Below are 25498 nucleotides of genomic sequence, written 5' to 3' on the forward strand. Positions count from 1 at the left end.
CCGTGACCGATCAGCGACTCGTGGGCGAGCCGACCAACGGGAACGCGCACCCCGGCCCGGCGGCCGACCGGCCCGGCAGCGCGCGCTACGAGTCCCCGGCTCCGCTCGCTCCCGACCTGCGGTCGTGCGACGCCCGAGACCGGCCGAGCCGCAACGATTCCCTGACAGCGCAGCTGTGCACGGTGATCGGCGGCCCGGTCGGTGATCACGCCCTGATCGGCCGCACCCGGTTCTGGACGCCGATGCGGGTGCTGTTCCTGTTCACGGTGGTGTTCCTGGCCCTCGGCTGGGGCACCAAAGCGGCCTGTATCCAGCAGACCGAAGCCGCCAACGGCGGACTGACGCTGGACTGGAACGACGGCCGCCAGTACACGGCCATGTGCTATTCGGACACTGTCCCGCTCTACGGCGCGGAACGGCTCAACGAAGGCGCGTTCCCGTACAAGAAGTCCTGGATCGAGGAGACGCCCGACGGTGGCACCGAGACCCGGTACATGGAGTACCCGGTGCTGTCGGGGCTCTACCAGTACGTGTCCATGCAGATCGCCAAGAGCTGGGACGCCGGTCCGCTGCCGGGCGCGCTGCAAGTGGTCATCTACTTCAATGTGATCGCCGTCGGGCTGGCGCTGGCCTGGCTGGTCACCGTGTGGGCCACGGCCCTGCTGGCCGGCCGGCGGGTCTGGGATGCCGCGCTGGTGGCCTGCTCACCGCTGGTGATCGTGCACGGCTTCACCAATTTCGACGCCCTGGCAACGGCTTTCGCCGCGACCGGCCTGCTGGCCTGGGCGCGCAGGAAGCCGGTGCTCGCGGGCGTGCTGCTGGGTCTGGGCGGGGCGGCGAAGCTGTATCCGCTGCTGCTGCTCGGCCCGATCCTGGTGCTGTGCCTGCGCGCGGACCCGATGCAGCGCACCCCGAGCGCGCACATCAAGATCCGGTTGAACGAGATCGACGGCACCGCGGCGGCCAAGGAGTGGATCCGCGAGATTCCGCATCGGGTCCGCATCCTGGGCACCCGCCCGCTCGGTGCGGCCGGACTCACCGCCGGCGCGGCGGCCGGGACCTGGGCGATCGTGAATCTGCCGATCGCGGTGCTGTTCCCGACCGGCTGGCGGGAATTCTTCCGGCTCAACACCACCCGGCACGCGGATCCGGATTCGATCTACAACGTCATCACCTCGTTCACCGGCTGGCCCGGTTTCGACGGCGTGCTCGACCACGGTGAGCCGCCGACCATCCTCAATCTGGTCTCGCTGACGCTGTTCGTCATCGCCTGCCTGCTCATCGCCTACATCGGCCTGACCGCCCCGCGCCGCCCGCGGCTGGCCCAGCTGTGCTTCCTGGTGATCGCCGCCTTCTTGCTGACGAACAAGGTGTGGAGCCCGCAGTATTCGCTGTGGCTGGTGCCGCTGGCCGTGCTCGCGCTGCCGCATCGGCGAATCCTGCTGGCCTGGATGACGATCGACGCGCTGGTCTGGGTGCCGCGCATGTTCTACTACCTCGGCCTGGACCGAAAAGGCCTGCCGGAGCAGTGGTTCACCGGCACCGTGCTGCTGCGCGATATTGCGGTGATCATCGTCTGCGCGCTGATCGTGCGCCAGATCTACCGCCCCGAGGACGACCTGGTGCGCCGCGATTTCGTGGACGACCCGGTCGGCGGCCCCCTCGATCACGCCACCGACCCATTGCTGCCGTGGCTTCCGGAACGGTTGCGGCCCAAGGAAGGCCGAGTGCGCACGGGCTGACCGGGCCGCGCGGTTCCCCCTCGCCGGAGAGTCGGCTACCGGCCTGGGAATGCCGGGTCCGCCGCTCAGCGCGCGCGCAGAATTCGCGCCTGCCGTTCGGGTTCCTGCGGGAGCAGATCCAGGTCGAGTTCCCACGCGCTGCCGGTCCACGGGTCGAACAATGGGGTACCCGGGATGGTCGGTAGGTGGCGGCAGGCCCGGGACAGGGTCGCGACCAGGTTGTCCTCGGAATCGGATTCGTTGCTGCCGATGATCACCGTGGACAGGCCGATGAGGTCACCGCGCATCAGCAGCGAACCGAGTCGCTGCACGTCGGTGGCCTGATAGCCGTGCGGGAAATCGGCCGCCACCAGCACCCGGTGCTCGGTGGGCGGGGTGCCCGCACCGCTGTTGTAGGCCATTTCGGCGAGTTCGGCGGCGTCGGCGAGGGTTTTCAGCCGGGCCGAGATATCGGTGTGATGGGTGATCGGCGGGCCGCCGAGTACCGGCCCGAGCAGACCGGTGAGACCGGTGAACGCGCTGGTCAGATCGATGATGTCGACGACGGTGGTGCGCTGCGGAGCCGCCGCGACGAGCCGGGCCAGCAGCGCCCCGACGATCGGCGCGACCGCCGCGGAGGATTCGCTGTCGATCCACAGCGGACGATTCAGCGGAACCGGCACACAGTACGGAATGCGCAGCGGCCCACGGTCGATGGCGTACAGCTCGCCGAGCCGGATGCCGTCGGCGGGTGCCGGTGCGCGGTCCCAGGCCGGGGATTCCCAGGAGGCCAGCGAAGGCGGTAGCGCCTGGTCGGCCTCGGCCAGTTCACGCACCAGTTGATCGCTGTCGCGCCGGTGGTTGGTCTCGGCGGTGGCGTTCAGCTCGTCGTGGCGGCGCTGGGCGGCCGTGCGGGCGGCGTTAGCGGCGGGGGTGTTGCGGGTGGCCGGATCGGAAACCGCTTCGGACAGTTCCTGATCGAGCCGTTTGGCAGCGTAGTCGCGTGCGGAGATCAACGCCGCCGCCGAGCGTGCGGCGTCTTCGAAGATCATCCACAGCCGTTCCAGGCCGTGCCCGACCTCGAGCGGACTGCCGCCCTGCGCGGGCGCGGTCATCGCGTACGGATCCGCCTGCGGTGCGGCGGGTGCCGTCCCGGCCGCGCTGGGCGCCATCCCGGCCGCGCCGTGCGCCTGCAACAGTTCGGCCAGCCCGCCCGCATAACCCTGACCGAGCGCGCGCACCTTCCACGCGCCCTGTCGCCGGTACACCTCGAGGCAGATCAGCGCCCGCTCGCCTGCGGCCGGTGCGATCGCAAATTCGACGGTGGTGGTGCCGTTTTCGGATAGTTCGGCGACCACCTTGCCCAGTTCCGCCGGTTGGCCCGCGGTGCTGGCCACCAGCAGCACCGCCTGGGCGTCGGCGCGCACCTCGGCGAGGCTGAGCGTCACGCCGTCGCCGTCGAGACTCACCCCCGCGGTGGACGTCCGGTCACCGGTGACGACGTCGCCGGCGTCCGATACCCGCAGATCGTCGTTCACCACCAGCGCCGAAAGCGCCGGCGCCGCATCCGCGTGCACGCCGAAGCGCACCGTCTGCCCTGTCAAGGGCACGTTCTGCCCCGCCGTCAGTTGCCGCACGTCCACGTCCCCCGTCCCCACTCAGCCGGTCGCGAGGAAACGGCCGAGCTGCGGTACTGCCTCCCCGGGATGTTTGGCCTGGAAACCTTCGCCGAGCGCCTGCATCTTCCAATCCGCGCCGACCCGATAGACCTTCGCCATCGCCATCGCGGTGAACGGCATGCCGCCCGCAAGGGTGTAGCGGGCCAGTTCGGCGTTGTTGCCGCCGTCGATGAGCCGGCAGAAGGCGTTCTGCACCTGCTCGAAGGTGTGGCCCTTGTAGGAGGTGACGATGAAGAACAGCGTGCTGATGTGGGCGGGGATGCGGGTCAGATCCACCAGGATCATCTCGTCGTCGCCCTCACCCTCGCCGGTGAGGTTGTCGCCCTGGTGGCGGACCGAGCCGTCCTTGGAGCTGAGCTGGCCGTAGTAGGCGACGTCGGCGGGCTGGTGATCGGCGAACATGACCACCGAGGCGTCGAGGTCGATATCGACGGTACGGTTGCCGAACATGCCGCGGCTGCGCACCGGATCCCAGCCCAGACCCATCTTGACGAAGGTGAGCGCGGAACCGCCCTCCTTGCGCAGGGTGACCCGCTGGCCCTTCTGCAGGCTGACCGGACGGTCCTTGCTCAGGCTGACCTCGCCCTGCGGCTGCGCGGGCGGCGGCGGAACCGGAGCACCGGGCGGCGGGTAACCGGCACCCGGACCCGGCGGCGGCGGATAACCGCCACCCTGCGGCGGGTACGGGGCGGTCGGCGGCGGCGGGGCCGGATAACCACCCTGCGGCGGCGCGGCCGGCGGCGGCTGGGTCGGGTAGGCAGGCTGCGCGGGCGGCGGCGGAACCGGAGCGGGCTGCGGCGCGGCGGCGGGCGGCGGGGGCGGCGAATCGTCGACGGTGACGCCGTGGTCGGTGACCAGGGCCGCGAAACCACCGGCGTAACCCTGGCCGACCGCGCGCACCTTCCACGCGCCCTGACGGCGGTAGAGCTCGAGCGCGATGACGATCGACTCGGTGTCGAGGCCGTCGATGCGGTACTCGTAGAGCTGGTTACCGGCCGCGTCCGAGACGATGGCCGTCGGCGCCGGATACCGGCCGAAATTGCTGGTGGCGTCGTCGAGGGTGATGACGGCGCGGATCTGGTCGATATCGGCGGGCACCGCGTTCAGCGACACCGCCAGCGAGGCCGGCTGCCCGGGCGGGCCCGGTTGCAGATTCACGCCGGGGCCACTGGGCTGATTGAAGAACACGAAGTCGGCGTCGGAGCGCACCTTGCCCTGCTCGGTGACCAGGAGCGCGGACAGATCCGCCTGCGCCGTCAGCTGAATGGAGATCACCACATCGTTGCCGGACAGCGGGCCGTTCTGACCCTTGGCGAGTGTTGCGGACAAGTTCGACCCTTCGCTTGTCGGTGCGTACGGAAGCCACTCTACGAGAAAGGTGGATACCACGGCTCGGATGAGTTCGCAGCGGTTGTCCGCGCACTGCGATCGGCCTCGGTCACCATCGTCCATTAGGGTGACGGCGACGCTCATGGAGCATGGGGGGATTGCCCGTGTTCCCTCATCCACACGACAGGCACAACTCTTCTATGGCGCAACTGTTCGAACAGTCGAAGAAGGTGATCGAGGCTCATCTCGCGGGCACCAGTCTGCGCGCGATCTCCGGGTCGATGATCGCCTATGAGGGCAACGTCCAGTTCAAGTCCGCCGGATTCGGTGGCGGCGACGGCGTGATCGCGGGCCTGAAACGGCGCGCGACCGGCGAGAAGCTCTCGTTGATGGAATGCGGCGGCCACGGCCGGGTGTTCTTCGCCGTCAACGGCCAGAACGTCTCGGTGGTGAACCTCAACAACGAGACGCTGCAAGTGGAATCGCAGCAGCTGCTGGCCTTCTGCGGCAACCTGCGCACCGATGTGCGCTTCGCCGGGCTGCACGGCGCCTCCGCCGGGCAGGGCCTGTTCACCACCACGGTGTCCGGGCAGGGCCAGGTGGCGCTGCTGTCGGCGGGCGGTCCGCTCATCCATCTCGAGGTGACACCGCAGTTCCCGCTGGTGGTGGATCCGGACGCGTTCGTCGCCGCGCGCGGCAACCTCAATCAGTCTTTCGTCACCGATGTCTCCTGGCGCACCGTCGTCGGACAGGATGCGGGCGAGGCGTTCTCGCTGCGCTGGGATGGCCAGGGCGTGGTGTCGATCCAGCCGGCGGAACGGTAGGCACGATGTTCGAAAAGGTCAACGGCAAGGTCGTCAAAGTCAACGTCGCGATGGCCGGCGGTGTGGTGGCGCGCGCCGGCGCGATGCTGTTCTACACCGGCGACGTCTCGTTCGCCCCGCACCAGATCCCCGGCGGCGGCCAGGGCATGCCCGGCGGCGGGATCATGCGGATGGCGGGCCGGATGATGCAGGGCGAACACGAACGCACCATGCTCGCCCAAGGCAACGGCGAGGTGCACTACGGCTTCGCCGGCCTGGAAGTGCAGGTGGTCCAGATGCAGCCCGGCGCGGTGTTGCGGGTGGAAGCCTCACGGCTGCTTGCCCATACCGCCGGACTGCAGAGTTCGGTGGTGTCGGTGATGAGCTCCGGGGGTGGCGGCGGCGGTGGCGGCCTGATGGGCGCGCTGCGCGGCGCGGCCTCCGGCGCGATGACCGGGCAGGGCATGTTCACCACCCAGCTGTCCGGGCAGGGCGCGGCGGTGCTGCTCGCGGGGGGTGGTTTCCTGGAACTGCAAGTGGGCGGGCCGAATCCGATCGTGGTCGATCCGCAGGCGTTCGTCGCGGCGTACGGCAATGTGCAGACCGAACTGAAAACGGCGATGAGCTGGCGCGACGCCGTCGGCCGCGGATCCGGTGAGGCGATGCAATTGCAGTGCGCCGGACAGGGTGTCGTGTACGTGCAGGCCTCGGAAGAGAAGTTGTGACCATGAGCCAGATCCTGAACCCGATGACGCTCGGTGAGAGCGACAACATCCCGGGCAACAGCTACGCCTACTGCATCGACCTGACCAAGCCGTGGTTCATGCGCAAGGGCGCGATGATCGCCTACTACGGCCAGATCCAGTTCCAGCTGCTGACCCACGGCCTGCAGGGCTCGCTGATGCACATGGTCTCGCAGCAGTTCTCCGCACCGCTGTTCACCAGCGATTACGTGGTGGCCGAGGGGCACGGCAAGTTGATCATCGGCGACCGCGGCTACGACATCAACTCCTACGATCTCGACGACGGCAACCTCACCATCCGCGCCGCCAACCTGCTCGCCTTCGAGCCCGGCCTGGCGCTCAACCAGTCGATCGTGCCCGGATTCCTCACCCTCATCGGCACCGGCAAGTTCCTGGCCTCCTCCAACGGCCCGGTCATGTTCGCCGAACCGCCGCTGCGCGTCGACCCGGAATCCCTTGTCGGCTGGGCCGATTGCCCGTCGCCGAGCCACCACTACGACCAGCGCTGGATCTCCAGCTTCCTCGCTGCCGGCGCCGCCCGTTTCGGCGTCAACTCTGGTGAGGAACGCCAGTTCGATTTCACCGGCGCCGGCACCGTGCTGATCCAGTCGAGTGAGAAGGTGCTCAGCGATTCCGCACTGGTCCGCACCATCGAGGGCCAGTTGCAGAGCGGGATGACGGTGCCCGGTTTGCAGCGCATTCAGGGTGTGGTGGCGCAGCAGTTGGCGGGACAGCAGCAGTACTGATCGCGACCGCCCGGTGCCCCACGGTGCGGTGGGCACCGGTGCGTTCGTGTCTTCAAGCGACCTCGCGTCGCACGTCGTCGTCCCAGCTCGGGTAGTCCGAATAGCCCTCCGCCGTGCGGCCGTAGAGGTGCGATTCGCGGATCGGGCTCAGGGGTCGATCGCGGGCGATGCGCTCGACCAGGTCGGGGTTGGAGATGAAGGCGCGGCCGAAGGAGACGAGGTCGGCGCCGGTTTCGGTGAGTGCGCGTTCAGCTGCCGCGCCCGTGGTTTGGTCGCGGTTCTCGCCCACATTGGCGATGAGGGTGCCGTGCCAGAGCGGGCGCAGGTCGGTGAGGGCCGGATAGTCGTCGTTGTCGATGAGGTGCAGGTAGGCAAGGCCGCGGCGGTCGAGTTCGGCGACCAGCGGGCGGTAGAGCGGGCCCGGATCGGCCTCGACCATGCCGAACTGCGGGTTGCCGGGCGAGAGCCGGATCGCGGTGCGGTGCGCGCCCACCGCGGCGATGACGGCATCGGTCACCTCGAGCGCGAAACGCATGCGGTTGGCGATCGAGCCGCCGTACTCGTCGTCGCGGAGATTGGTGTTGTCGGCCAGGAATTGATGCACCAGATAGCTGTTGGCGGCATGGATTTCGACGCCGTCGAAGCCGGCCTCGATCGCGTTGGCGGCGGCAGTGGCGAAATGTTCGACGGCGGCGGCGATCTCGGCTCGGGTCATCGCGGCAGGCATGATCGGGCCGGACTTGGTGCCGTCGAGCAGGTGTACATCGTCGTCATCGGGTACGGCCGACGGTCCGGCGGGCAGCGTTCCGTCGATGCGCGCGAGCGGGTGCCCTTTGCGTCCACCGTGCATGAGCTGGGCGAAAATCCGGCCGCCCGCCGCGTGCACGGCCTCGGTGACCCGGCGCCACGCGGCCACGTGGGCGGCGGTCTGCAGGCCGGGGACCCACGCCTCGCTCTGCCCGCTGGAATGCGGCCAGATGCCCTCGGTGATGATCAGGCCCGCGCTCGCCCGCTGGGCGTAGTAATCGACGACGTCGCTGGTGGGCGAGCCGTCGGGCAGCGAACGCAGCCGCGTCATCGGCGACATCACCACCCGGTTCAGCAGGGTCAGGTTCTGGTCTCGATACTCGGTCAGTAGCAGCATGCGCGTACCGTAGAACCTGACATCAATGTCAGGGGCAAGCCCGGATCCCAGGAGGTGTGACGATGCGCATCGGTGAACTGGCCGAACGGACCGGCGTCAGCGTCCGCTCGCTGCGCTACTACGAAACCCAGGGCCTGCTCGCCTCCACCCGCACCGGCGGCGGCCAGCGCGACTACCCCGAATCCGCCGTCGACCGCGTCATCCGGATCCAGGAAATGTTCGCCGCCGGCCTGCACAGCCGCACCATGGCCGAACTCCTGCCCTGCATCCACGACACCGACGGCACCCCGAACGCCACGGCAACCCCCTTCCTCGCCGAAACCCTTGTGGCCGAACGCGAACGGATCGACGCGTGCATCAGGGATCTACACCGGACGCGGGAAGTGCTGGACGGGGTGATTCAAGCTGCGCAGGGAAAGCGCTAGGCGCGAGCGGCCCCGCTTCCCGCGCCGACCACAGGCGGCACCGGTGGGGCTGGCCAACCAGCAGCACTCATCCCGGCGGGTTCAACACCGCCCTCTCGACTCAGGGTGGTCAGGCTGCCGCGCTTCGGTGGGGCGGCTGACTGCCTCGTCGGGCGGGCCCAGCCGGTCGTGTTCCAGGCGCGCCGAGCTCGTCCCGGCGGCGGCGTAACGGCGGGACAGCCGGCTGAACGCCTCGGCAAGTTCGGGTGGGCCGATGACCTCGATATCTGCGTCGAACCGGCCGACCGAGGCGGCCAGCGCCATCCATGACCAGGCGCCGGCGGTCAGCTTGCAGCGGTCGGGGCCGAGTGCTTCGACCGTCGCGTCACCGGCGTAGCGGGAGACCTCGGTGGCGGGTAGGTGCAGGATCATCTCGCCGCGGCACGGCCATCGTCCGGAGTCGGCCCCGCGGAATCTGGCGGCCACGAACGCCGAGACCGATCCACCGGGGACGGTGCGCGGGGTGAAGCGCGGGCCGGTCGGGATGCGCGGGGTGATCCGGTCGGCGCGGAAGATGCGCCAGTCGTCGCGGTCGAGGTCCCAGGCGATGAGGTACCAGCGCCGGGCCCAGGTGACCAGGTGGTGTGGCTGCACCCGGCGCGGCGGCATCGGGTCGGCGGAAGGTGCTGTGGCCGCGTCCTTTTCGGAGCGATAGTCGAATCGCAGTTCTTCCCGCGCGTGGATGGCGGCGCCGAGCGCGATCAGCACATCAGGATCCACCCGGACGGTCCGGCCGCTCGCCCAGGAGTCGACGGCGGCGATGCGCAGCGTGTCGATCCGATGACGCAGCCGCGCCGGCATGACCTGCCGAATCGTGTTCAGCGCCCGGGCCGCGGCGTCCTCGATGCCGACGCCGGACGTCTCGGCCAGCACCAGCCCGACCGCGAGCGCGACCGCCTGCTCGTCGTCGAACAGCAGCGGCGGCAGATCCGTTCCCGCCTCGAGCCGGTACCCACCCTCGGGCCCCTTGACCGAGGCGATCGGATATCCCAGCTCACGCAGGCGATCGACGTCGCGGCGCACCGTGCGCGCGCTGACGTCGAGGCGTTCGGCCAGCAGCGCGCCCGGCCAGTCCCGGCGCACTTGCAGCAGCGAGAGCAGGGCGAGCAGTCGCGCGGAGGTCGTCGGCATATATCGATTCTCGCCGAAGTAGCGGACACAATCTGTCCGCTTCCCCTGCGATGGTTGATCCGACCGAGCAACCAGACCGGAAGGACCACCATGACCGCCGCCGTTCTCGACACCGAACGCACCGAACTGCTCGCCGCCCTCGCCGCCGCGCGATCAGCGCTGACCAGCACCGTCACCGGCCTCACCGATGCCCAGGCCGGCGAACACCCGACCGTGAGCGAGCTGTGCCTCGGCGGGCTGATCAAGCATGTCGCCTCGATGGAGGAGGCCTGGATGCGCTTCGCTGTCGAAGGGCCCTCGGCCATGCACCATGAGCTGCCCGAAGGCGTCACCTGGGCCGACATCTTCGCCGGCACCGCGCGCGAATTCCCGCAGTGGATGATCGAGCACGGCGAGGAATTCCAGATGCAGCCCGGCGACACCCTGGCCGATATCCTCGCCCGCTACGAGCGGGTCGCCGCGCACACCGAAGAAGTACTCGCCGCCATCCCCGACATGTCCGCGGCGCATCCGGTGCCCGACGCACCGTGGTTCGAGCAGGGGGCGGTGTACAGCGTGCGCCGCGTGATGGCTCATCTCATCGCCGAAACCGCACAGCACGCCGGGCACGCCGATATTCTGCGCGAGTCGCTCGACGGGAAGACGGCCTAGACCAGACCTTGCCGGTCCCGGGGCAGCGGCTCCGCGGTTCCGGGACCGCCTCACGCCGCCGCGGGTGCCGCGTCGATGAACCAATCCAGGATCTCCTCGCCCGCCATGATCCCGGAGGCCTCGGTGATGGTGAGGTTGGGATGGGTCCAGTTGAGCAGTTCCAGTTCACCGTGGCGGGGACGGATGGCGGAGTCGGCGGCGCGCAGCATTTCGGCGTCGAGCGCTCCGTCGCCCGCGGCGAGGGTGAGCGCGGTGTCGGTGAGTTCGCCGGATTCGATGAGACGGCGGCGGACCTCGGCGACGGCGCGGCTCTTACAGACCGCCAGCGGCATGGTGTAAATCTTACGGCCCTGCTGAGAGGCGGACCAGCCGCGTGGGCGGCACCAGGCGTCCCATTCCTCGAGGAAACCCTCGGGGACGGCCTTCGGTTTGACGACCAGGTAGCAGAACAGGTGGTCGGCGACCCGGAACTTCGTCGCCCAGCTCTCGTCGATGCGCGAACGCAGTTCGGCGCTGATCGCGGAGAGGGTGGCCCCGCCGGCGCGGACCTCGGCGTCGATGTCGATGCGCCAGCGCATATCCGGGACGCCGTCGACGAGGATATTGCCGCCATTGCTGGTGATCGCGTAACGCCATGGGGCGCCGGGCAATTGGATGCGGCCGAACTGTTTGATGGTGCGGGTGGTGGTGGGGACGACGGCGGCGGGCCGGGTGAGGGTCCGCATCCGGGTGGCCGCGGTGGTGGTCATGTACGACAGCGGCGCGCCCTCCAGATGTTCGACGCAGACGGTCGCGAGTTCATCGTCGGTGCTGAACGCGTTGCGGGAGTAGATCATGGTTCGGTCCAGGTCGGTGGCGACCAGCACCTGTCTTCGAGGCGGAATCACTGCTGCACATCCTTGATCAGTCCCATACACGAATAGGCCAGGTCGCCGACGACCTCGACCGGTACACCGCGGGCCGCGGCGAGCAGGCGGATATGGGCGTGCTCGGGAGCGTCGGGCTCCCGCACCAGCACGCGCCACGGCATCCGGCGCAACAACACCCGGGTGGTCTCGCCGACACCGGGTTTCACGAAATTCACACTCGACACCCCGTATTCGGCGCGCACCTGCTCCACCGAGGCCCAACCGGCCCAGGTGGGAGTGCGGTCGCCGGCCCGGATACCGGCCACGGTGGCGGGCACGCGCTCGCGCACGGCGTCGAAGGCGGCGGTGACGGTGTCGATCAGGCGGCCGGAGACGTCGTCGGCGGCGAGTTCGCGATAGAACTTGGCGCCGTGGAATTCGCCCGGCCCGATCAAGTCGTCGTTGAGCACGGTGCGCGAAACCAACCCGGAGACAGTCGAATTCAGGCAGGCCGAGGCGATCAGGAAATCGTCGCGGGTGCCGTAGGTGCGCACGCACTGGCCGGGATCGGCCAGGACGGCGAGGTCGTCGTTGAATCGAGCGCCACCCGCCGCGTGGTAGGCGTCCAGGGCATCCGACAGCTCGCGGGTGATGGCACCCTTCCCCGTCCAGCCGTCGACGAAGACGATCGAGGCCGGATCATGGTGACGCGCCAGATAATCCAGGGCGAGGGCATCGATGCCGCGATCACGCACGATCGACACCGCATAGTGCGGAATATCGAGGCTCGGCAGACCCGCACCACGGCCGTCGCGCAGCCAGCGCCGCATCAGCACACCGACCGGCGTGCCCGCACGCGCCAGCGAGACCAGCACGATATCGGTACCGCGTTCGGCGACAACCAGTTCCGCGACGGTGCCGACCGCGAGCGCCAGCCGCTGCGCACTGTCGGCGAGCACCTGATCGAACAGCTCGCGATACTGCGCGTCGGGCTGGTATTCGATCGGCAGCGATTCCGCGTAGTGCGCGATACCCGCCTGAATGCGCTGTTCGCGCTCGGTGACATCGGCTTCGAGGTCGACGCCGGAGAGGTCTTTGAGCAGCCAGGCGACGTCATCGGGGGCGTACGAACCGAACTCGGGCCCGTAGAGCGGGCGGGCACCATTCGTCTCGCGCGCAGCGCTCGCCACCTCGGGCACAGCGCTCGCCACCTCGGGCACAGGGCTCGCCACCTCGGACGAAGCACTTGCCGCCTCGGACGAAGCGCTAGCCGTTTCGGGCACACCACTTGCCGCCTCAGGCGCACCACCGGCCGCCTCAGCCGCAGCGCTTGTCAGCACGGCAGGCGCATCGGCCCGCCCCGCATGCAACAGCCGCGGATCGGCACCCGGCAGCACCGCCACCAGCACATCCGCCCCGGACGCAGTCAGCACATCGACGAGCCCGCCCGCCGCCACCAGCTCCTCGGTGTCGGCAGGCTCGTCCACGACCGCTACCAGCACCGGTTCACCCCGCACGGTCTCGGCCTCGGACACATCACCGCTCCACGCCTCGAGTTCGGCGATGAAATCCTCGGCCCAGTGCGCGTTGTAGAGGTAGCGCGGCTGGTCCTGCCCGGATTCCGGTGCGGTGAAACGGAACCCACGCCGCAGCGGATAGCCGGGCTCGTCGAGCACGTAGGCCGGGGATCGGGTGGTGGTCTGGTACCGGGTCGGGATGCCGGAATCGGCCAGTGCGACGGCCAGGCGCAGCGGCAGATACATCAGCTCCTCGTGTCCGAGGACGATCACCGGGCGATCGGCGAACTCGCTGGTCAGCCGTCCCCGCAGCACCTCGGTGGCCGAGCCGAGCGCCGCTTCGAAGGCCTCGGAGTCCGAGTGCAGGATGCCGTGCCGTCCACCCTCGGGAACGTGGGCGGGCCAGGGCAATTCGCAGCGATGGAACGCCCCGCGCTCCGGCGCGACGGGATTGAGCTGCGGCTCCGGCAGGCTCTGCACGGCGTCGATGAGCCCGTCTGGCAGTATCGTGCGGCCGGCTGCCAGGCAGACGGTGTCGATGCGCGCGCCGAGTTCCCGGGCCGCCGCCTCGAATCGGGCGCGATCGGTTTCGGTGCGCATATCCACCAGCGAGGCCAGCACATAATGCGAGCGCGGCGCGAAGGCGTGCAGCGCACGCACGGCGTCCATCGCGGTGTCGCCGGTGGAGATCTCGTCGTCCACCAGCACCAACGGCAGATCGTTGACGAAGATGTCGGCGGGCGCGGGTTGCAGCAGATGCGAGGTGGCGTGGGAATGCCCCTCCTCGAATCCGGTGAGCGTCTCGGCGAGCGGTACCGGCCGCCGGGTGGAATGCAGGTAGCAGGTGGCGCCGATGCGGTCGGCCACACAGTGACCGAGGCCGGTGGCGGTCTCGGCGAACCCCAGCACGACCGCGTCGCGTTCGCCGAGTGCGCCGCGCACCAGATCGCCGAGCCGGTTGCCGGCGTCGAGCACCACCCGGGGGTCGGTGGGCAGATGCTTGCCGAGCACCGTCGACACCAGCAGATGCGCCCGCTTCGGGTTACGCCGCAGACCGGGCCGGATCAGCGAGGCGATCGGCAACTCGGCAGGCAGCACACCCGGCTCGGCGCCGTGCCGGTAGGACGTCTCATGATGCAGCTCGATTCCGAGATGCCGTGTCGCCCAAGCAGTATCCGCTACTTCGCCATCCCGCGATGCGGTCGACTCCTCGCTCATACCGTGACCAACGCCGTCAACAGATCCACGAACGACACTCCTTTATTGGCCACCCCGAACACTCGTGCGCGCAGCAAGGTCTGCCGCGCCCAGCTGCGATGCGGACGCATCTCGTTCATCTTGTTCCGGTACCCCGAGGCCGCGACCCCGCCCACATCGGCTTGCAGGATGTCGAGCGCGTCGGAGTACTCCTCGTGGGTCACCACCGACAGCGCGTGCACCGCGGCCACATGCGAGGGGTGGATCACCGTTTTGCCCTGGATGCCATTGGCGCGGTCGAGGGTGATCTCGCGCAGCAGGCCGTCCAGGTCGCGGCTGACCAGGTAACGCCGGAACGGCACCGCATCGGATTCCTCGAACGGCGCCGTGCGCAGCAGCGGCCGGAACATTCGCTCGTGATCGGCGAAGTACTCCCACACCGGGCCCGTGATCACGAAACCGGTGCCGTCGGCGCGGCCCAGATAGTTGACGATATCGGCGATCACATCGGCGACCACCCGCACGTCGTAGATGGTCAGATCGCGGTCGCGGCGAATGCCGAAGGTCGAGCACATATCGGTCGCGCCGACCCGCACCGCCAGCACCTGATCGCGGTGTTCGGCCAGCAGCGCGGCGATCTCGGTGAGTTCGGCGTCGCGGGTCTGCCGGTGCACCAGCGCCGCCGATTCCAGCACCGGCATGCCGTAGAGCGGCCGGTCCAGCAGGGCGCGCGCATGCTCCAACGCGGCAAGGTATTTCGCCCCGGAGGCCGAATCGAACTTCGGGAAGACGAATCCGGTGAGCACCTCGGCACCCGCTCCGAGCTGCTCGGCGAGCTCGATGATGGTGTCGGCGTCGCGCACCCGCACGAACAGCATCGGGTTCGGATCCACGCCCGCGGCCAGCTCATCGAGGGTGCGCACGGCCTGCGCCTTGGCCGACTCCACCTCGTGATCGGCCACCGCGTCTTCGAGATCGATGACCATCGAGCAGACCCCGCGCGCGGCCCGCTTGCAGATCGTCGCGGTGAGATCGGCCCTGGTCGCGGGCGCGTACAGGGTGGCACCCAGCGCCACGGCGAGCAGTTCGCGGTCGGTCTGACCGCCGATGGGCTCGGGCTGGCGATGGAACAGCGTTCTCGCGTCGGGACCGTTCAACTGCCGGAAATGGCGCAGCAGCACGCGCTTGCGCAGGGAAACTTCCTGCTTGACGGCGATGCCTGCGGTCATCGTCTCCCCACCCCTCACTCTCGTCGTGGTCCTGACTGTTTTCTCATGCGATCCACTACGCCCGCTATGAAATCCGCGACGGCGTCGAGCTCCGTCACGTACGCCCAATAGTCGGGATGACGCCCGGATAGCGCACCGGTGATCCGGTCGATCCGTTCGGCCTGCGCGTCGAGTACCGATCCCCACTCGGCGGCGAGCCCGCGGCCCACCGCGAGCATCTGCGCGTCCCGCAGCCGGAATCGTACGGCCTTGGCCTTGTCTTGCGGATTCTCGCGCACCTCACGCAGGAGCGTCAGCCGTTTGGTGACGGCGTCGACCTGCTGTTCGGCCTCGGCGAGGCTGCCGCGCGCGGTCGTGGTCAGTTCAAGTGCTAACTCCGGGTCGTTCTCGGCCGCGGCCGCGCGGGCCCGGCTCAGGGCGTCATCCGCGGCGGCTATGGCCCGCTGGCTGTCTCGCTCATTGTCAGACAGATCCGCCGAACTCGCAGCATTGAACTCCCGCAGTAGCGCGGAGTACACCGCGCCCACCCCTTCGGCCCTGGTCCGCGCCGCCGCCAGCCGGGTGCGCACCGAGACGATCGCGGTCGCTGCCGCGGCGGCCCGAGATGGGGCCTGCGCCAAAGCATCTGCCAGTTCTTTGCTCGCCGCGTCCAGCCGGTTGGCGGCCTCGCGCACCGCACCGACCCCGGCGCTCTCACGGGCCGCGTGCAATGTGATCAGTGCCTCATCGACCGCGGCGCTCGTCCGCCGGACCGACCCGTAGTGCGCGTAAGGGGACTCGGCAGCCTGCCCCCGCACCTGGGCGGCGGCCGCGGTCACCTGATCGGCCAGCCGCGGCACCATCGCCACGACCGCGACGGCCTCCTCGAGCTGCGCCTGATTGCCGCGGTAGTACTCGTCCACCCCGCGCGCCGCCTCGGCCAGCCTGCGCACCGTCTCCTCGGTTCTGACCTGCCCTTGCGGCACCGAAGCACCGGTGGCCTCGGCCTGATCGAGCTGCTCGGTGAGCTTCAGATAGGCGTCGGCGGCGGCGTAGCAGCGGGCCCGCACCGGTTCCCAGCGCCGGTCCAGGCCGCGTTCGGGGAAGACCTGCTCGGCGGCCGCGGTGGCCGATTCGGCGACGCTCTGGCGCCGGTCCATGTCCAGGAACGCCGACGCGATCGAGTGCCGAGCCTGCTCGATCCACTCGGTATTCCCGGATGACCGGAACCATCCACGCCTGCGGCCTGCCACGACCCGATGGTAGGAGATCTTGCCGGTGCCGGGTCGCGACAACGGCGCCGTCCACCTCGCAGCCGCACCCGGCCGTTGCGAATGCGGGCTACCCGCATCGGTTTATACGCAAGATCGCTGAAACCTACTACTGTCGTATCTCGTACCCGGCGATTCGGACATGCTGGGAATCACAGACGACTATCGAAAGGGAATCCCGCATGGGTGTCAGTTTGTCCAAGGGCGGCAACGTCTCGCTGACCAAGGCGGCGCCTAACCTGACCGCTGTCGCGGTCGGCCTCGGCTGGGACGTTCGTACCACCACCGGCACGGACTTCGACCTCGACGCCAGCGCGATCGCGACCGGAGCCGACAAGAAGGTGGTCTCCGACCAGCACTTCGTCTTCTTCAACAACCTGCGCTCGCCGGAAGGCACCATCGAGCACATCGGCGACAACACCACCGGTGAAGGCGAGGGCGACGACGAGGTCATCAACGTCGATCTGGCCAACACCCCGCCCACCATCGAGTCCATCTTCTTCCCGGTCTCGATCTACGACGCCGATACCCGTCAGCAGTCGTTCGGCCAGGTGCGCAACGCCTACATCCGCGTCGTGGACCGCTCCAACAACGAGGAGCTGGCCCGCTACGACCTGTCCGAGGACGCCTCCACCGAGACCGCCATGGTGTTCGGTGAGCTGTACCGCAACGGCGCCGAATGGAAGTTCCGCGCCATCGGCCAGGGCTACGCCTCCGGCCTGGCCGGCATCGCCCGCGACTACGGCGTGAACGTCTGATCGAGCTCACCCTCGACCAGGAAGGGGGCCCGGCGCCGGGCCCCCTTCCGCTGGGTCCGACTGGACATCTCATGGTCCGGCGACCAGGCTGAATGATGACGGTCGCTTTCGACGTCGGCCCGAAATGTCGGGTTCACCGTCGACCGGTACGGTCGTGTCGAGCGCCGCTCGCACCGGGTCGGCGATCGCACGCAGCAGCTTCAGACGTCCCATATGCCCGGATGACGACCGACTCCGGCGCCGCACACGAAAGGTCCCCGCGTGGTCCTGCGCATATTCGGCCTATCCTTCCTGGTCACCGTCGTATCACTGGTAGTGGCACTGCTCTACGGTGGCCCCACCGCGCTGGTGCTCTGCGCGATCCTCGGCATCCTCGAGGTGTCCCTGTCGTTCGACAACGCCGTCATCAACGCGACCATCCTGCAGCGGATGAGCGAGTTCTGGCAGCGCATGTTCCTGACCGTCGGCATCCTGATCGCCGTGTTCGGCATGCGCCTGGTGTTCCCGCTGGCCATCGTGTGGGTCACCGCCGGGCTGAACCCGGTCGAGGCCTTCGACCTGGCGCTCAACCCGCCGCCCGGTGATGCCGCCTACTTCCCCAACGGCGACCCGAGCTACGAGACGTTGCTCACCGACGCCCATCCGCAGATCGCGGCGTTCGGCGGCATGTTCCTGGCGCTGCTGTTCCTGAACTTCATCTTCGCCGAGCGGGAGATCACCTGGCTGTCGTGGCTGGAGCGGCCGCTGGCCAAGGCGGGCAAGCTGGACATGCTGTCGGTGGTCGTCGCCGGCCTCGGCCTGATCCTGTGCGCGGAGTTCCTCGCCGAGGAAGAGGTCCGCTCCACGGTGCTGCTGGCCGGCCTGCTCGGCATGATCACCTACATCGCGGTCGACGGGCTCGGCTCGATGTTCCACGCCGAGGAGCACGCGGGTCCGTCGGAGGCCGCCAAGGCCACCGGTAAGGCCGGCTTCTTCCTGTTCCTGTACCTCGAGGTGCTGGACGCGTCGTTCTCCTTCGACGGCGTCATCGGCGCGTTCGCCATCACCGCCGACCCGATCATCATCGCGCTGGGCCTGGGCCTGATCGGCGCCATGTTCGTCCGGTCGATCACGGTGTACCTGGTCCGCAAGGGCACCCTGTCGGAGTTCGTCTACCTTGAGCACGGTGCGCACTGGGCCATCGGTGCGCTGGCGGCGATCCTGCTGATCTCGATCGGCGTGCACGTCAACGAACTGATCACCGGCTTCATCGGTATCGCGTTCATCGGCGCGGCGTTCATCAGCAGCATCATGCGCAACCGGCGCGAGGGTGAGCCGGAAGCGGCCGCCGAAAAGGAGCCGACCCCGGTAGGCTGACCGGCGGACGCATACCGAAGACTCGAACGGCAGCGGCCTGGTGTGGCCGCTGCCGTTCTCATCTCCTGAGGGGGGATCGCGGCGATGGCGATCGACGAGCAGCGGGCCGGCGGCGGGAAAGTCACCCTGTCCAAGGCCACGCCGAGCATCAATCTCACCCGGCCCGGCGAGCTACAGGGCATCATGCGGGTCGAGCTCACCTGGGCCGCGCGGGCGAAAAGCCTGTTCCGCAGGTCCAGCACCGTCGAACTCGAACTGGGCTGCCTCTACGAACTGGCCGACGGCCGCACCGGCGCGCTGCGCACCGGCACCGACGCGGGCGCGCTCGAATTCGAGCCGCACATCCTGCTCGACCGTGACGGCACGCGTCCCGGCAGCGCCGGCCTGAACATGGATCTGGCCCGGCCCGAAGCGTTCCGGCAGGTGCTGATCTTCGCGCTCAGCGCGCAGGCGCCGAACTGGGCCGCTGCCAAGGGCACACTCACCCTCGCCCCCACCATCGGCTCGAATGTCGAACTCGCCCTGGACGAGCCGGTCGCCGACACCCGCACCTGCGCCATCGCGCTGTTGCAGAATCAGGGCGCCGGGATCACCGTCTACCGCGAGGCCCGCTACCTCACCGGCGCACTCGACGAGCTGATGCAGGCCTACCGGTGGGGCATGGACACCGATTCCGTGCGCGCCTGACCCGCGCTCACAGCATGCGCCGCGGGTACAGCCGCGCCTTCGGCCGGTGCACCGCGACCCGCGACCACACCGCGTCCTGCAAAGCCAATGTGCCCCAACCGGCCAACGCCATCCCGGACAGGTTCAGCGCCAATTGCAGTGTGCTGCCCCAGACCTCGTCCCAGTGCGCGAACACCGCGGCGAGGGCGATATTGCCGGCCGCGGGCACCGTCGTCACCGAGATGAACACCCCGACCAGACCGCCCGATTTCGCCGAGGTCAGCGAGAGCACACCGGCCGCGGCGGCGATCACGGCCACGATGAACGACCATTTGTCCGGGGTGTAGATGAACGCCGTCTCGGGTCCGGAGCCGACATCGGCGGCGGTGATCCAGCCGAGCCCGCGCGCGGCGAGCACCAGCAGGAACGTCAGCACGATCGCGGTCAGGAACCCGAGAACCAGCGTGCGCACCGCCAGCCCGAACAGCACGAACCGGCGCCGCACCAGCGCCACCCCGAGTGCGGCGATCGCACCGAACTCCGGGCCGAGCACCATCGCGCCGATCACCAGGATCTGCGAATCCACCACGATGGCGATCGCGGCCAGCGTGGTGGCCATGGTCATGAAACTCAGGTAGGTCCAGTTGAGTTCGGTCTCCTCGTAGGAGCGCTGGGCGACATCGGCCCAGACCACCGCGTCGGCGCTGCTGCCGGGAGTGCGCACCTCGGCCTCGAAACCGGCCAGCGACAGCCAGGTCCGCACCGGCTCGAGCTCGATGCTCCCGCATTTGTGCACGCCGGTCGCGCGCAGCCGCTCGACCAGCTCGTTGGCCGCTTCCCTGGCGATATGCGCGATAACCAGATCCCCGGCCGGGCGCAGCGCGGCCCCGCGCATCACCGCCAGCCCGCTGACCGCGTCGTCGCCCTCGAGGATCTCGATCACAGCATCGGTCTTGTCCGCGGGCGCCATTATCCGCACATGCAGCATGGGCTCAGTCTGGCCTATGCGCAGGCGCCGGGCGCGGCGAAACCGGGTGGCGAGTCGTGGCCCGGCGATCTTGTCGGTACCCGGTAATACAGTGGCGCTATGGCAGCACCGGTACACCCTGCGCCGGGCCCGGCACCTCGGCGCGCAGCCGACGATCTGATGCAGATCGCCGCGCGTACCCCGCTGTTCTTCTCCAGCTACACCCCGCTGTTCGCGATCCTCGCCGCCCGCTTCGCCGCCACCCCGTGGCTGGCCTTCGGTGCGCTCGCGCTCATGGCGCTCGGTGCGGGCTGCACGGTGTGGGTGCTGTATCTGCTCGGCTCGTCGGCACGCTCGTCACTCACCGTGGCGCGGGTACACGAGACGGGCAGCGAATCGGGCGGCTACCTGGTGTCCTATGTGCTGCCGTTCCTCACCGTCGAAACCCCGGGCGTGCTCGACGCGCTCGGCTACGGCCTGTTCCTGCTGGTCCTGCTGATCGTCTACGTGCGCACCGACCTCATCCAGGTCAACCCGATGATCTATCTGCTGCTGCGCCGAATCGTGAAGGTGCAGACCGGCACCGGCGATATGGCCTATGTCGTGGTGCGATCGGTGCCCCGGCCCGGCGACACCGTCACGGTGGCCCAGCACGCGGGAATCCGAGTCATGACGGAGCGCCGATGAGCACGCGCGACGGCCGGGCCTGGGCCGATATCGATATCGGCGGCGAACCCATCGACCTGCTGCTGGGCTGGCGCGACGGGCGCAAACACCTGCAAGCGTTGCGGATCGAATTCGCCGCCGCCCTCGGGGCGGAATTGCGTGGCATCGCCGCGGCGACGTTGGACCGGCTCGCGGGCATGGCGCCGATCGAATACGACACCACCGCAACGCTCGTCGACGGCGAGGAGTTCTTCTCCTTCTCCCTCGACGGTTTCGACGGGCAGCAGCCGGGCGCCGAGCCCGGCGAACCCGACGCCCAGATCGCCGGGCTACTACGGCTCATCGCCCGCTCGGCGATGCTGGACACCGTGCTACCCCGGCAGATGCGCGACGGCACCTTCCTGTTCTACGTCCTGATCTGCGAATCCAGCGGCCCCGACCGGCACCGGACCGCGTTCGTGCGATTGCAGCACGGGCTGCGGGTGGCCTCCGCGCACCGCATCCTTGCCACCTTCGGCGAACGGCTGAACCGCGTGGGCGACCCGGTATTCGCCTTCGCCGAGGAATTCGATCTCGTCATCACCGCCGACGAGATCGCCATCCTCAAACCCGACACCTTCCTGCGCCTGTTCACCGACCTCGAACTGCTCACCAAGGCCACACCCGATTTCGTCGACCACATCAGCGAGGCGCTCGGCCTGGACCTGGCCCAACCGGTCAAGGACACCATCATCGCGGTCTGCGCCAAGCGGCCCAGCTACGCCAAGCTGCTCAAACGGCTCAGCGGTGTCGACTACCTGCCGAAGGTCACGCTGACGTCGCTGCAAGCCGAGATCGAGCGCTATCCGGAACTACCCGAGGGGATTCAGATCGGCGAGTCGGGAATCGTGTTGAGCGATCAAGGTGTGCCGACGTTCCTGGAGATCCTGGATCAGCGCATCTGGCGTGGGCCGTTCGATGATTCGTCGCGGGTGGCGACGGCGTACCGGCGGTTGCGGCCGCGGTGAGTGACGGCGTCGGGTTACCTGTCGCTGGGCCGGGTGCGTCGGCGGGCCACTCCAGTGCGACGGCGGGCCACTCCGGTGCGTCGGCGGGGCTCTGGTGGGACGGCGGGGCACTCCGGTGCGTCGGCGGGGCACTCCGGTGCGAGGGCGATGCGCGGGTTCGTCGGCAACCCGATGAGCCCTGGTCTACCGGTGCCCGAGGATCGCCGCCAGCATCCCGCCCACGAAGTCGGCGCCGAAGGAGTTCATCGCCGCCGGCGTGGTCGGTGAGGTCACGGTCTGGATATCGCAACCGGCGACCGGCAGGCCCGCTGCCCGATCCGTCAGCCACGCGAAGGCGGCCGGTGCTCCGAGACCCCATTCGAAGGCGTGCGGGGACACCGCCGACGGAACGAGGTCACGGCGGTAGGTCACCGATGTGCCTGCCGCGCAATAGCTGTCGACGAGCCCGTCCGACGAGGCGATCGTGCTCAGCTCGTCGTCCACGGCGTTGTACACGTAGACCGGAGCGGTGGGAGCGGTCGCACCCAGGGTGCGCTCATCGATCAGCCGTTGGGTCAGCGGCGCGTTCAGCACGTCCTCCATCGGCACCGTCAGCAGCGTGCCGAAATCCAGGAACGGGAAGCTCACCAGGTTCTGCGGCGTGCAACTCGCGGCCGCACCGGCGAGACGCTGTTTACCCTCGGGAGTGAGCAACCGATTCATCATCGCGGCGAATTCCGGCGAATCCTGTTGCAGCGCCGCGATACCCACCGGCGGCAGACCCGCGACGGGGGTGCCGTTGCCGTTGCGGAGACCGGCGCGCAGATCCACCACCGGCGCCCCGACGGCCATCCCGGCGACGTACATATCCGGTGCGTAGTCCGGCTGCACCTGCGCGGCCCAAGCCGTCGCGATCCCGCCGCCGGAGTAGCCCCAGAACATCGCGGGCGCATCCGCCGCGAGCCCGAGCTCGGCGAAATTCTGCGCCGCCCGCACACCGTCGATCGCCACATAACCCGGCTCGCGGGGCGTCAGGAAATGGTTGTCCACCCCACCCAGATCCGGAACCGACACCGCCCAGCCTTGGTTGAGCCCGGCCGCGATCATCGGGACCTCACTCGCGGTGGTGGACAAGGTGATCGGGCCGCCCGCCCCGGAGAAGTCGAACCAGGGCGCGCCGGTCCGCAAGACCTGCGAGGGCATGCAATTGGGTGCGATGGCGTCGATCATGCTGTCGTAGGACAGGATCGCGGTGGGCGCTCGCCCGTGCTCACCCATCAACACCGTGGTCACCGCGGCGTACGGGTTGCCGTGGGAATCGGTGGTCCGATACAGCAGCTGCCAGGCCCGAACCCGCATGGGAATCAACTGAAGCGCGACCGGCGTGATCGGCCGGGTCCGCAATATGGTGCCCGGCGCGGTCGATTCGTAACCGGCAGGCGGCTGGTAGAAGGCGTCGGTGGTATTCGGAATCGCGGGCGCCGGTGTCGCGAGTACGACCAGAGCCGCGCAGGTCGTGGCGACGCTGAGAGCGAGTGCGGAAACCCTGGCCCGCCATCCCCGTCTCCGGCCGAATGCTTCCGACTGTCCGATCCCCGATGTCCGCATGGGCACACTGTAGAACGTGTTCCAGTTTGCGGTGCCGTTTTCGAACAGGCTCAGCGTGCGATGACAGCAGCTCTCGCGAGCCGGCGAGGAACGGCACCCACGAATGCCGATGCGGCGGGCCCCAGTGGGGTCCGCCGCATCGGCTTGTCGGCATCGCATGCCGACCTACTTCCCGTCACCGGTGGCCGCATCAGCCCGATTCACTCACGCTGCACGGAACAACCGGCCACCGGTGTCGCTCAGTTGGTCGCCTCCGCTCGGGCGTCGGTGGTGGGAGCCTCCGCCTTCGTGGTGGTGGTGGTGGTCGACGGCGCCGTCGTGGTGGGTTCCGTCGTCTCCGCCGGCGCCTCGGTGGTGGTCGGCGCGGGCGAGGTGGTCGTGACCTCCGGGGTGGTGGTCGCGGCCTCGCTCGGCGTCGTCGTCGGGGCCGTGGTCGACGGCTCGGCCTCGGGCTTCGGCTTCGCCGTCGTGGTCGTGGACGGCACGGTGGTGGTCGTGCCCTTGGCCGGTTCGGTCGTCGGAGCGGCCGACGTGGTCGACTCCGCCGCCTCGTAGGCCGCCGCCAGATCCGCCTCGGTGGGCTTGGAATTCGTATCCACCTGCTGGCCGGCCTGCGCCTGCTTGGCCAGGTGGGTGATCCAGGCCGCGGCGTACTCGGCCGAGGTCATCGGCTTGCCGTTGCCGGGGTCGGCGTCGTCCCAGTAGTCGAAGTGGTGACCGGTGTGGTTGGGGCCGAGGGTCTGCTTGTACGGATCGCTCAGGATCACCGGGATGGTGTTCTGGTTGGTCACGATCAGCCCGACGATCTCATTGAGGATCTTCTGCGGCAGGTACGCCAGCGGCGACATCTGATCCACCGCGATGGCGTCGGCCTGGGCCGAATCTTTCGGGGCGGGAGTGCCCGGCACGTACTCCGGATCCGAGACCCGCAGCAGCACCTCGAGGAAGGTTTCGTCGCTGGCCATCCAGTTCGGCTGCGAAGCGATATCGGCGAACGCGGTCATCGCGATCCGGCCGAGCACCACGGCGACATCCTGGCCGGTCGCGGGCGTCAGGCCCTCACGCTCGAGCGCGTCGACGTTGAGCTGCCTGCCCACGTTCACCGCCAGGTTGAGCAGTGAGATGTTCTCCGGAGCCGAGCAAGTGAGGTCGCCGTCGGAGCAGAACGAAGCGATCTTGCCGTTCAACGCACCGAAATCACCGCTGGTCCCGGGCAGCGCGCCCGAACCGGGCACCGGCTTCTGGCCGTTCTGGTACTTCTGGTCGAAGCCGTCCGGGTTGGCGAACGGGTCCTCCGCACCGGGGAACGGTCCGTCACCGGTGGAGCGGCCCGGATCGGCGAGGATCACCACGCCGAGCACGTTCTCGGGGTCGACGATGCCGTACCCGCCGTCCTGGCCGGGCTCCTGATGCCCGACCTCCATCGCGACGCGGCGCACCACATCGGCGCCCTCGCTGTAGCCGACGATGGAGAACTTCGTGTCCGGGCAGGCCGCCGCGATCTCCGACATCACCTGCTTGGCATTGGCGACACCGGCATTGACGGCGTCTTCGTAGCTGGCCATATTCGCCGGGTAGGCGATGTAGACCGCGGCGTAGGAGCCCTCGGCGACGTCGTCGCGGGGCGCGTTGACCACCGGATCGAGCCATTCGCTGCTGTGATCGCCCGACAGCGCCGCGGGCAGCGGATTGCCGTTGGCGTCCACCAGCATCGCCGTCGTGCCCTCACGCGGGGTGTCATTGCGGCCGGCCACCGAAATGGTGACCATATCGCGGCATTCGGTGACCGAGGCCACCAGCTGCGTATCCGCCTCGTCCGGTGCGGCGGTGAATGCGAACGTCGCGGCCACCGCCGCCGCCACCCCGAGCACCGCGGGCGCGGCAACGGCCGAGGCCAACCGATGTCGCGCGAAGAACTCACGAAGAGCCATGTCCGAACCCCAGTTTCCTGTAACCGACAAGTGGAAGGACAGGCCCCCCGACGGGCCATGTGTCACGTATGAGGTCGTGGGACGGGTACAGAGTGTTACTGGTGAGGT

At 68.8% G+C, this 25498-nt stretch carries 22 protein-coding genes; 11 read left to right on the forward strand and 11 right to left on the reverse strand.

Annotated features, from left to right (window positions below; translation table 11 throughout):
- Window positions 1-2 precede the first annotated feature (2 nt).
- Entirely contained in the window at window positions 3-1742 is a 1740-nt protein-coding gene (locus NOCYR_RS27200; protein ID WP_014353634.1) for a glycosyltransferase family 87 protein, read from the forward strand.
- 65 nt (window positions 1743-1807) lie between these two features.
- Here NOCYR_RS27200 and NOCYR_RS27205 read toward each other — a convergent pair whose 3' ends face one another.
- The gene (locus NOCYR_RS27205) at window positions 1808-3364 is read right to left on the reverse strand and encodes a TerD family protein (RefSeq protein WP_231856002.1); all 1557 of its coding nucleotides are present in this window, start codon (window positions 3362-3364) and stop codon (window positions 1808-1810) included.
- 15 nt (window positions 3365-3379) lie between these two features.
- Window positions 3380-4729, reverse strand: coding sequence for a TerD family protein (locus NOCYR_RS27210; RefSeq protein ID WP_014353636.1), 1350 nt, complete (start codon window positions 4727-4729; stop codon window positions 3380-3382).
- A gap of 200 nt (window positions 4730-4929) precedes the next feature.
- Here NOCYR_RS27210 and NOCYR_RS27215 point away from each other — a divergent pair, with 200 nt between their 5' ends.
- The 3 genes from NOCYR_RS27215 to NOCYR_RS27225 are packed head-to-tail and all read left to right on the forward strand — an operon-like array spanning window position 4930 to window position 7021.
- Entirely contained in the window at window positions 4930-5553 is a 624-nt protein-coding gene (locus NOCYR_RS27215; RefSeq protein WP_014353637.1) for an AIM24 family protein, read from the forward strand.
- 5 nt (window positions 5554-5558) lie between these two features.
- Window positions 5559-6257 carry an AIM24 family protein gene (locus NOCYR_RS27220; RefSeq protein WP_014353638.1) on the forward strand — a complete coding sequence of 233 codons (699 nt, stop codon included), beginning with the start codon at window positions 5559-5561 and terminating at the stop codon, window positions 6255-6257.
- A 2-nt stretch (window positions 6258-6259) separates the two neighbouring features.
- Window positions 6260-7021 (forward strand): AIM24 family protein, encoded by a 762-nt coding sequence (locus NOCYR_RS27225; protein ID WP_014353639.1) that lies wholly within the window; start codon window positions 6260-6262, stop codon window positions 7019-7021.
- 52 nt (window positions 7022-7073) lie between these two features.
- Here the strand turns inward: NOCYR_RS27225 and NOCYR_RS27230 are convergent, their stop codons facing one another.
- On the reverse strand, window positions 7074-8165 hold the full coding sequence (locus NOCYR_RS27230) for an alkene reductase (protein WP_014353640.1): 1092 nt from the start codon (window positions 8163-8165) through the stop codon (window positions 7074-7076).
- A gap of 62 nt (window positions 8166-8227) precedes the next feature.
- On the opposite strand from NOCYR_RS27230, the gene NOCYR_RS27235 reads away from it, so the two are divergent.
- On the forward strand, window positions 8228-8590 hold the full coding sequence (locus tag NOCYR_RS27235) for a MerR family transcriptional regulator (protein WP_014353641.1): 363 nt from the start codon (window positions 8228-8230) through the stop codon (window positions 8588-8590).
- A gap of 81 nt (window positions 8591-8671) precedes the next feature.
- On the opposite strand, the gene NOCYR_RS27240 is transcribed toward NOCYR_RS27235, so the two are convergent.
- Window positions 8672-9760: a helix-turn-helix transcriptional regulator gene (locus tag NOCYR_RS27240; protein WP_014353642.1), complete on the reverse strand. Its 1089-nt coding sequence runs from the start codon at window positions 9758-9760 to the stop codon at window positions 8672-8674.
- A 90-nt stretch (window positions 9761-9850) separates the two neighbouring features.
- Here NOCYR_RS27240 and NOCYR_RS27245 point away from each other — a divergent pair, with 90 nt between their 5' ends.
- On the forward strand, window positions 9851-10411 hold the full coding sequence (locus NOCYR_RS27245; RefSeq protein WP_014353643.1) for a DinB family protein: 561 nt from the start codon (window positions 9851-9853) through the stop codon (window positions 10409-10411).
- A 50-nt stretch (window positions 10412-10461) separates the two neighbouring features.
- Here the strand turns inward: NOCYR_RS27245 and NOCYR_RS27250 are convergent, their stop codons facing one another.
- Genes NOCYR_RS27250 through NOCYR_RS27265 form a run of 4 tightly spaced genes read right to left on the reverse strand, consistent with a single transcriptional unit; the run spans window position 10462 to window position 16341 of the window.
- A complete protein-coding gene (locus NOCYR_RS27250) occupies window positions 10462-11247 on the reverse strand; it encodes an HAD superfamily hydrolase (protein ID WP_048834481.1) in 786 nt (261 codons plus the stop codon).
- A 47-nt stretch (window positions 11248-11294) separates the two neighbouring features.
- Window positions 11295-13994 carry a phosphoribosyltransferase gene (locus NOCYR_RS28745; RefSeq protein ID WP_014353645.1) on the reverse strand — a complete coding sequence of 900 codons (2700 nt, stop codon included), beginning with the start codon at window positions 13992-13994 and terminating at the stop codon, window positions 11295-11297.
- A complete protein-coding gene (locus NOCYR_RS27260) occupies window positions 13991-15202 on the reverse strand; it encodes an HpcH/HpaI aldolase/citrate lyase family protein (RefSeq protein ID WP_014353646.1) in 1212 nt (403 codons plus the stop codon). Before NOCYR_RS27260 ends, NOCYR_RS28745 begins: the two co-directional genes overlap by 4 nt.
- A gap of 14 nt (window positions 15203-15216) precedes the next feature.
- Entirely contained in the window at window positions 15217-16341 is a 1125-nt protein-coding gene (locus NOCYR_RS27265; protein ID WP_014353647.1) for a hypothetical protein, read from the reverse strand.
- 293 nt (window positions 16342-16634) lie between these two features.
- On the opposite strand from NOCYR_RS27265, the gene NOCYR_RS27270 reads away from it, so the two are divergent.
- The 3 genes from NOCYR_RS27270 (at window position 16635) to NOCYR_RS27280 (ending at window position 19253) form a co-directional block, all read left to right on the forward strand.
- A complete protein-coding gene (locus tag NOCYR_RS27270) occupies window positions 16635-17210 on the forward strand; it encodes a TerD family protein (RefSeq protein ID WP_014353648.1) in 576 nt (191 codons plus the stop codon).
- 261 nt (window positions 17211-17471) lie between these two features.
- Window positions 17472-18566 carry a DUF475 domain-containing protein gene (locus NOCYR_RS27275; protein WP_014353650.1) on the forward strand — a complete coding sequence of 365 codons (1095 nt, stop codon included), beginning with the start codon at window positions 17472-17474 and terminating at the stop codon, window positions 18564-18566.
- Window positions 18567-18650: 84 nt separating this feature from the next.
- Window positions 18651-19253: a putative tellurium resistance protein gene (locus NOCYR_RS27280; protein WP_014353651.1), complete on the forward strand. Its 603-nt coding sequence runs from the start codon at window positions 18651-18653 to the stop codon at window positions 19251-19253.
- Window positions 19254-19260: 7 nt separating this feature from the next.
- On the opposite strand, the gene NOCYR_RS27285 is transcribed toward NOCYR_RS27280, so the two are convergent.
- Window positions 19261-20220 carry a DUF389 domain-containing protein gene (locus NOCYR_RS27285; RefSeq protein WP_048833786.1) on the reverse strand — a complete coding sequence of 320 codons (960 nt, stop codon included), beginning with the start codon at window positions 20218-20220 and terminating at the stop codon, window positions 19261-19263.
- A gap of 99 nt (window positions 20221-20319) precedes the next feature.
- On the opposite strand from NOCYR_RS27285, the gene NOCYR_RS27290 reads away from it, so the two are divergent.
- Together NOCYR_RS27290 and NOCYR_RS27295 are read left to right on the forward strand one after the other, a co-directional pair.
- Window positions 20320-20886 (forward strand): hypothetical protein, encoded by a 567-nt coding sequence (locus NOCYR_RS27290; RefSeq protein WP_148280783.1) that lies wholly within the window; start codon window positions 20320-20322, stop codon window positions 20884-20886.
- Window positions 20883-21872: a hypothetical protein gene (locus NOCYR_RS27295; RefSeq protein ID WP_014353654.1), complete on the forward strand. Its 990-nt coding sequence runs from the start codon at window positions 20883-20885 to the stop codon at window positions 21870-21872. Before NOCYR_RS27290 ends, NOCYR_RS27295 begins: the two co-directional genes overlap by 4 nt.
- A gap of 183 nt (window positions 21873-22055) precedes the next feature.
- Here NOCYR_RS27295 and NOCYR_RS27300 read toward each other — a convergent pair whose 3' ends face one another.
- A complete protein-coding gene (locus NOCYR_RS27300) occupies window positions 22056-23459 on the reverse strand; it encodes a lipase family protein (protein ID WP_048834484.1) in 1404 nt (467 codons plus the stop codon).
- Between the two features lie 239 nt (window positions 23460-23698).
- A complete protein-coding gene (locus NOCYR_RS27305) occupies window positions 23699-25390 on the reverse strand; it encodes a cutinase family protein (RefSeq protein WP_048833787.1) in 1692 nt (563 codons plus the stop codon).
- Window positions 25391-25498: the final 108 nt, after the last annotated feature.

It is taken from the genome of Nocardia cyriacigeorgica GUH-2, from assembly GCF_000284035.1.
In the GTDB taxonomy this organism is placed as follows: Bacteria; Actinomycetota; Actinomycetes; order Mycobacteriales; family Mycobacteriaceae; genus Nocardia; species Nocardia cyriacigeorgica_B.

What these genes read in the sequence shown, in the direction of transcription:
- NOCYR_RS27250 (WP_048834481.1), bottom strand. Translation starts at nt 11,247, where the DNA reads ATGATCTACTCCCGCAACGCGTTCAGCACCGACGATGAACTCGCGACC.
- NOCYR_RS27225 (WP_014353639.1), top strand. Translation starts at nt 6,260, where the DNA reads ATGAGCCAGATCCTGAACCCGATGACGCTCGGTGAGAGCGACAACATC.
- NOCYR_RS28745 (WP_014353645.1), bottom strand. Translation starts at nt 13,994, where the DNA reads ATGAGCGAGGAGTCGACCGCATCGCGGGATGGCGAAGTAGCGGATACT.
- NOCYR_RS27245 (WP_014353643.1), top strand. Translation starts at nt 9,851, where the DNA reads ATGACCGCCGCCGTTCTCGACACCGAACGCACCGAACTGCTCGCCGCC.
- NOCYR_RS27285 (WP_048833786.1), bottom strand. Translation starts at nt 20,220, where the DNA reads ATGCTGCATGTGCGGATAATGGCGCCCGCGGACAAGACCGATGCTGTG.
- NOCYR_RS27240 (WP_014353642.1), bottom strand. Translation starts at nt 9,760, where the DNA reads ATGCCGACGACCTCCGCGCGACTGCTCGCCCTGCTCTCGCTGCTGCAA.
- NOCYR_RS27260 (WP_014353646.1), bottom strand. Translation starts at nt 15,202, where the DNA reads ATGACCGCAGGCATCGCCGTCAAGCAGGAAGTTTCCCTGCGCAAGCGC.
- NOCYR_RS27265 (WP_014353647.1), bottom strand. Translation starts at nt 16,341, where the DNA reads ATGGACCGGCGCCAGAGCGTCGCCGAATCGGCCACCGCGGCCGCCGAG.
- NOCYR_RS27230 (WP_014353640.1), bottom strand. Translation starts at nt 8,165, where the DNA reads ATGCTGCTACTGACCGAGTATCGAGACCAGAACCTGACCCTGCTGAAC.
- NOCYR_RS27305 (WP_048833787.1), bottom strand. Translation starts at nt 25,390, where the DNA reads ATGGCTCTTCGTGAGTTCTTCGCGCGACATCGGTTGGCCTCGGCCGTT.
- NOCYR_RS27295 (WP_014353654.1), top strand. Translation starts at nt 20,883, where the DNA reads ATGAGCACGCGCGACGGCCGGGCCTGGGCCGATATCGATATCGGCGGC.
- NOCYR_RS27220 (WP_014353638.1), top strand. Translation starts at nt 5,559, where the DNA reads ATGTTCGAAAAGGTCAACGGCAAGGTCGTCAAAGTCAACGTCGCGATG.
- NOCYR_RS27235 (WP_014353641.1), top strand. Translation starts at nt 8,228, where the DNA reads ATGCGCATCGGTGAACTGGCCGAACGGACCGGCGTCAGCGTCCGCTCG.
- NOCYR_RS27280 (WP_014353651.1), top strand. Translation starts at nt 18,651, where the DNA reads ATGGCGATCGACGAGCAGCGGGCCGGCGGCGGGAAAGTCACCCTGTCC.
- NOCYR_RS27300 (WP_048834484.1), bottom strand. Translation starts at nt 23,459, where the DNA reads ATGCGGACATCGGGGATCGGACAGTCGGAAGCATTCGGCCGGAGACGG.
- NOCYR_RS27215 (WP_014353637.1), top strand. Translation starts at nt 4,930, where the DNA reads ATGGCGCAACTGTTCGAACAGTCGAAGAAGGTGATCGAGGCTCATCTC.
- NOCYR_RS27270 (WP_014353648.1), top strand. Translation starts at nt 16,635, where the DNA reads ATGGGTGTCAGTTTGTCCAAGGGCGGCAACGTCTCGCTGACCAAGGCG.
- NOCYR_RS27290 (WP_148280783.1), top strand. Translation starts at nt 20,320, where the DNA reads ATGGCAGCACCGGTACACCCTGCGCCGGGCCCGGCACCTCGGCGCGCA.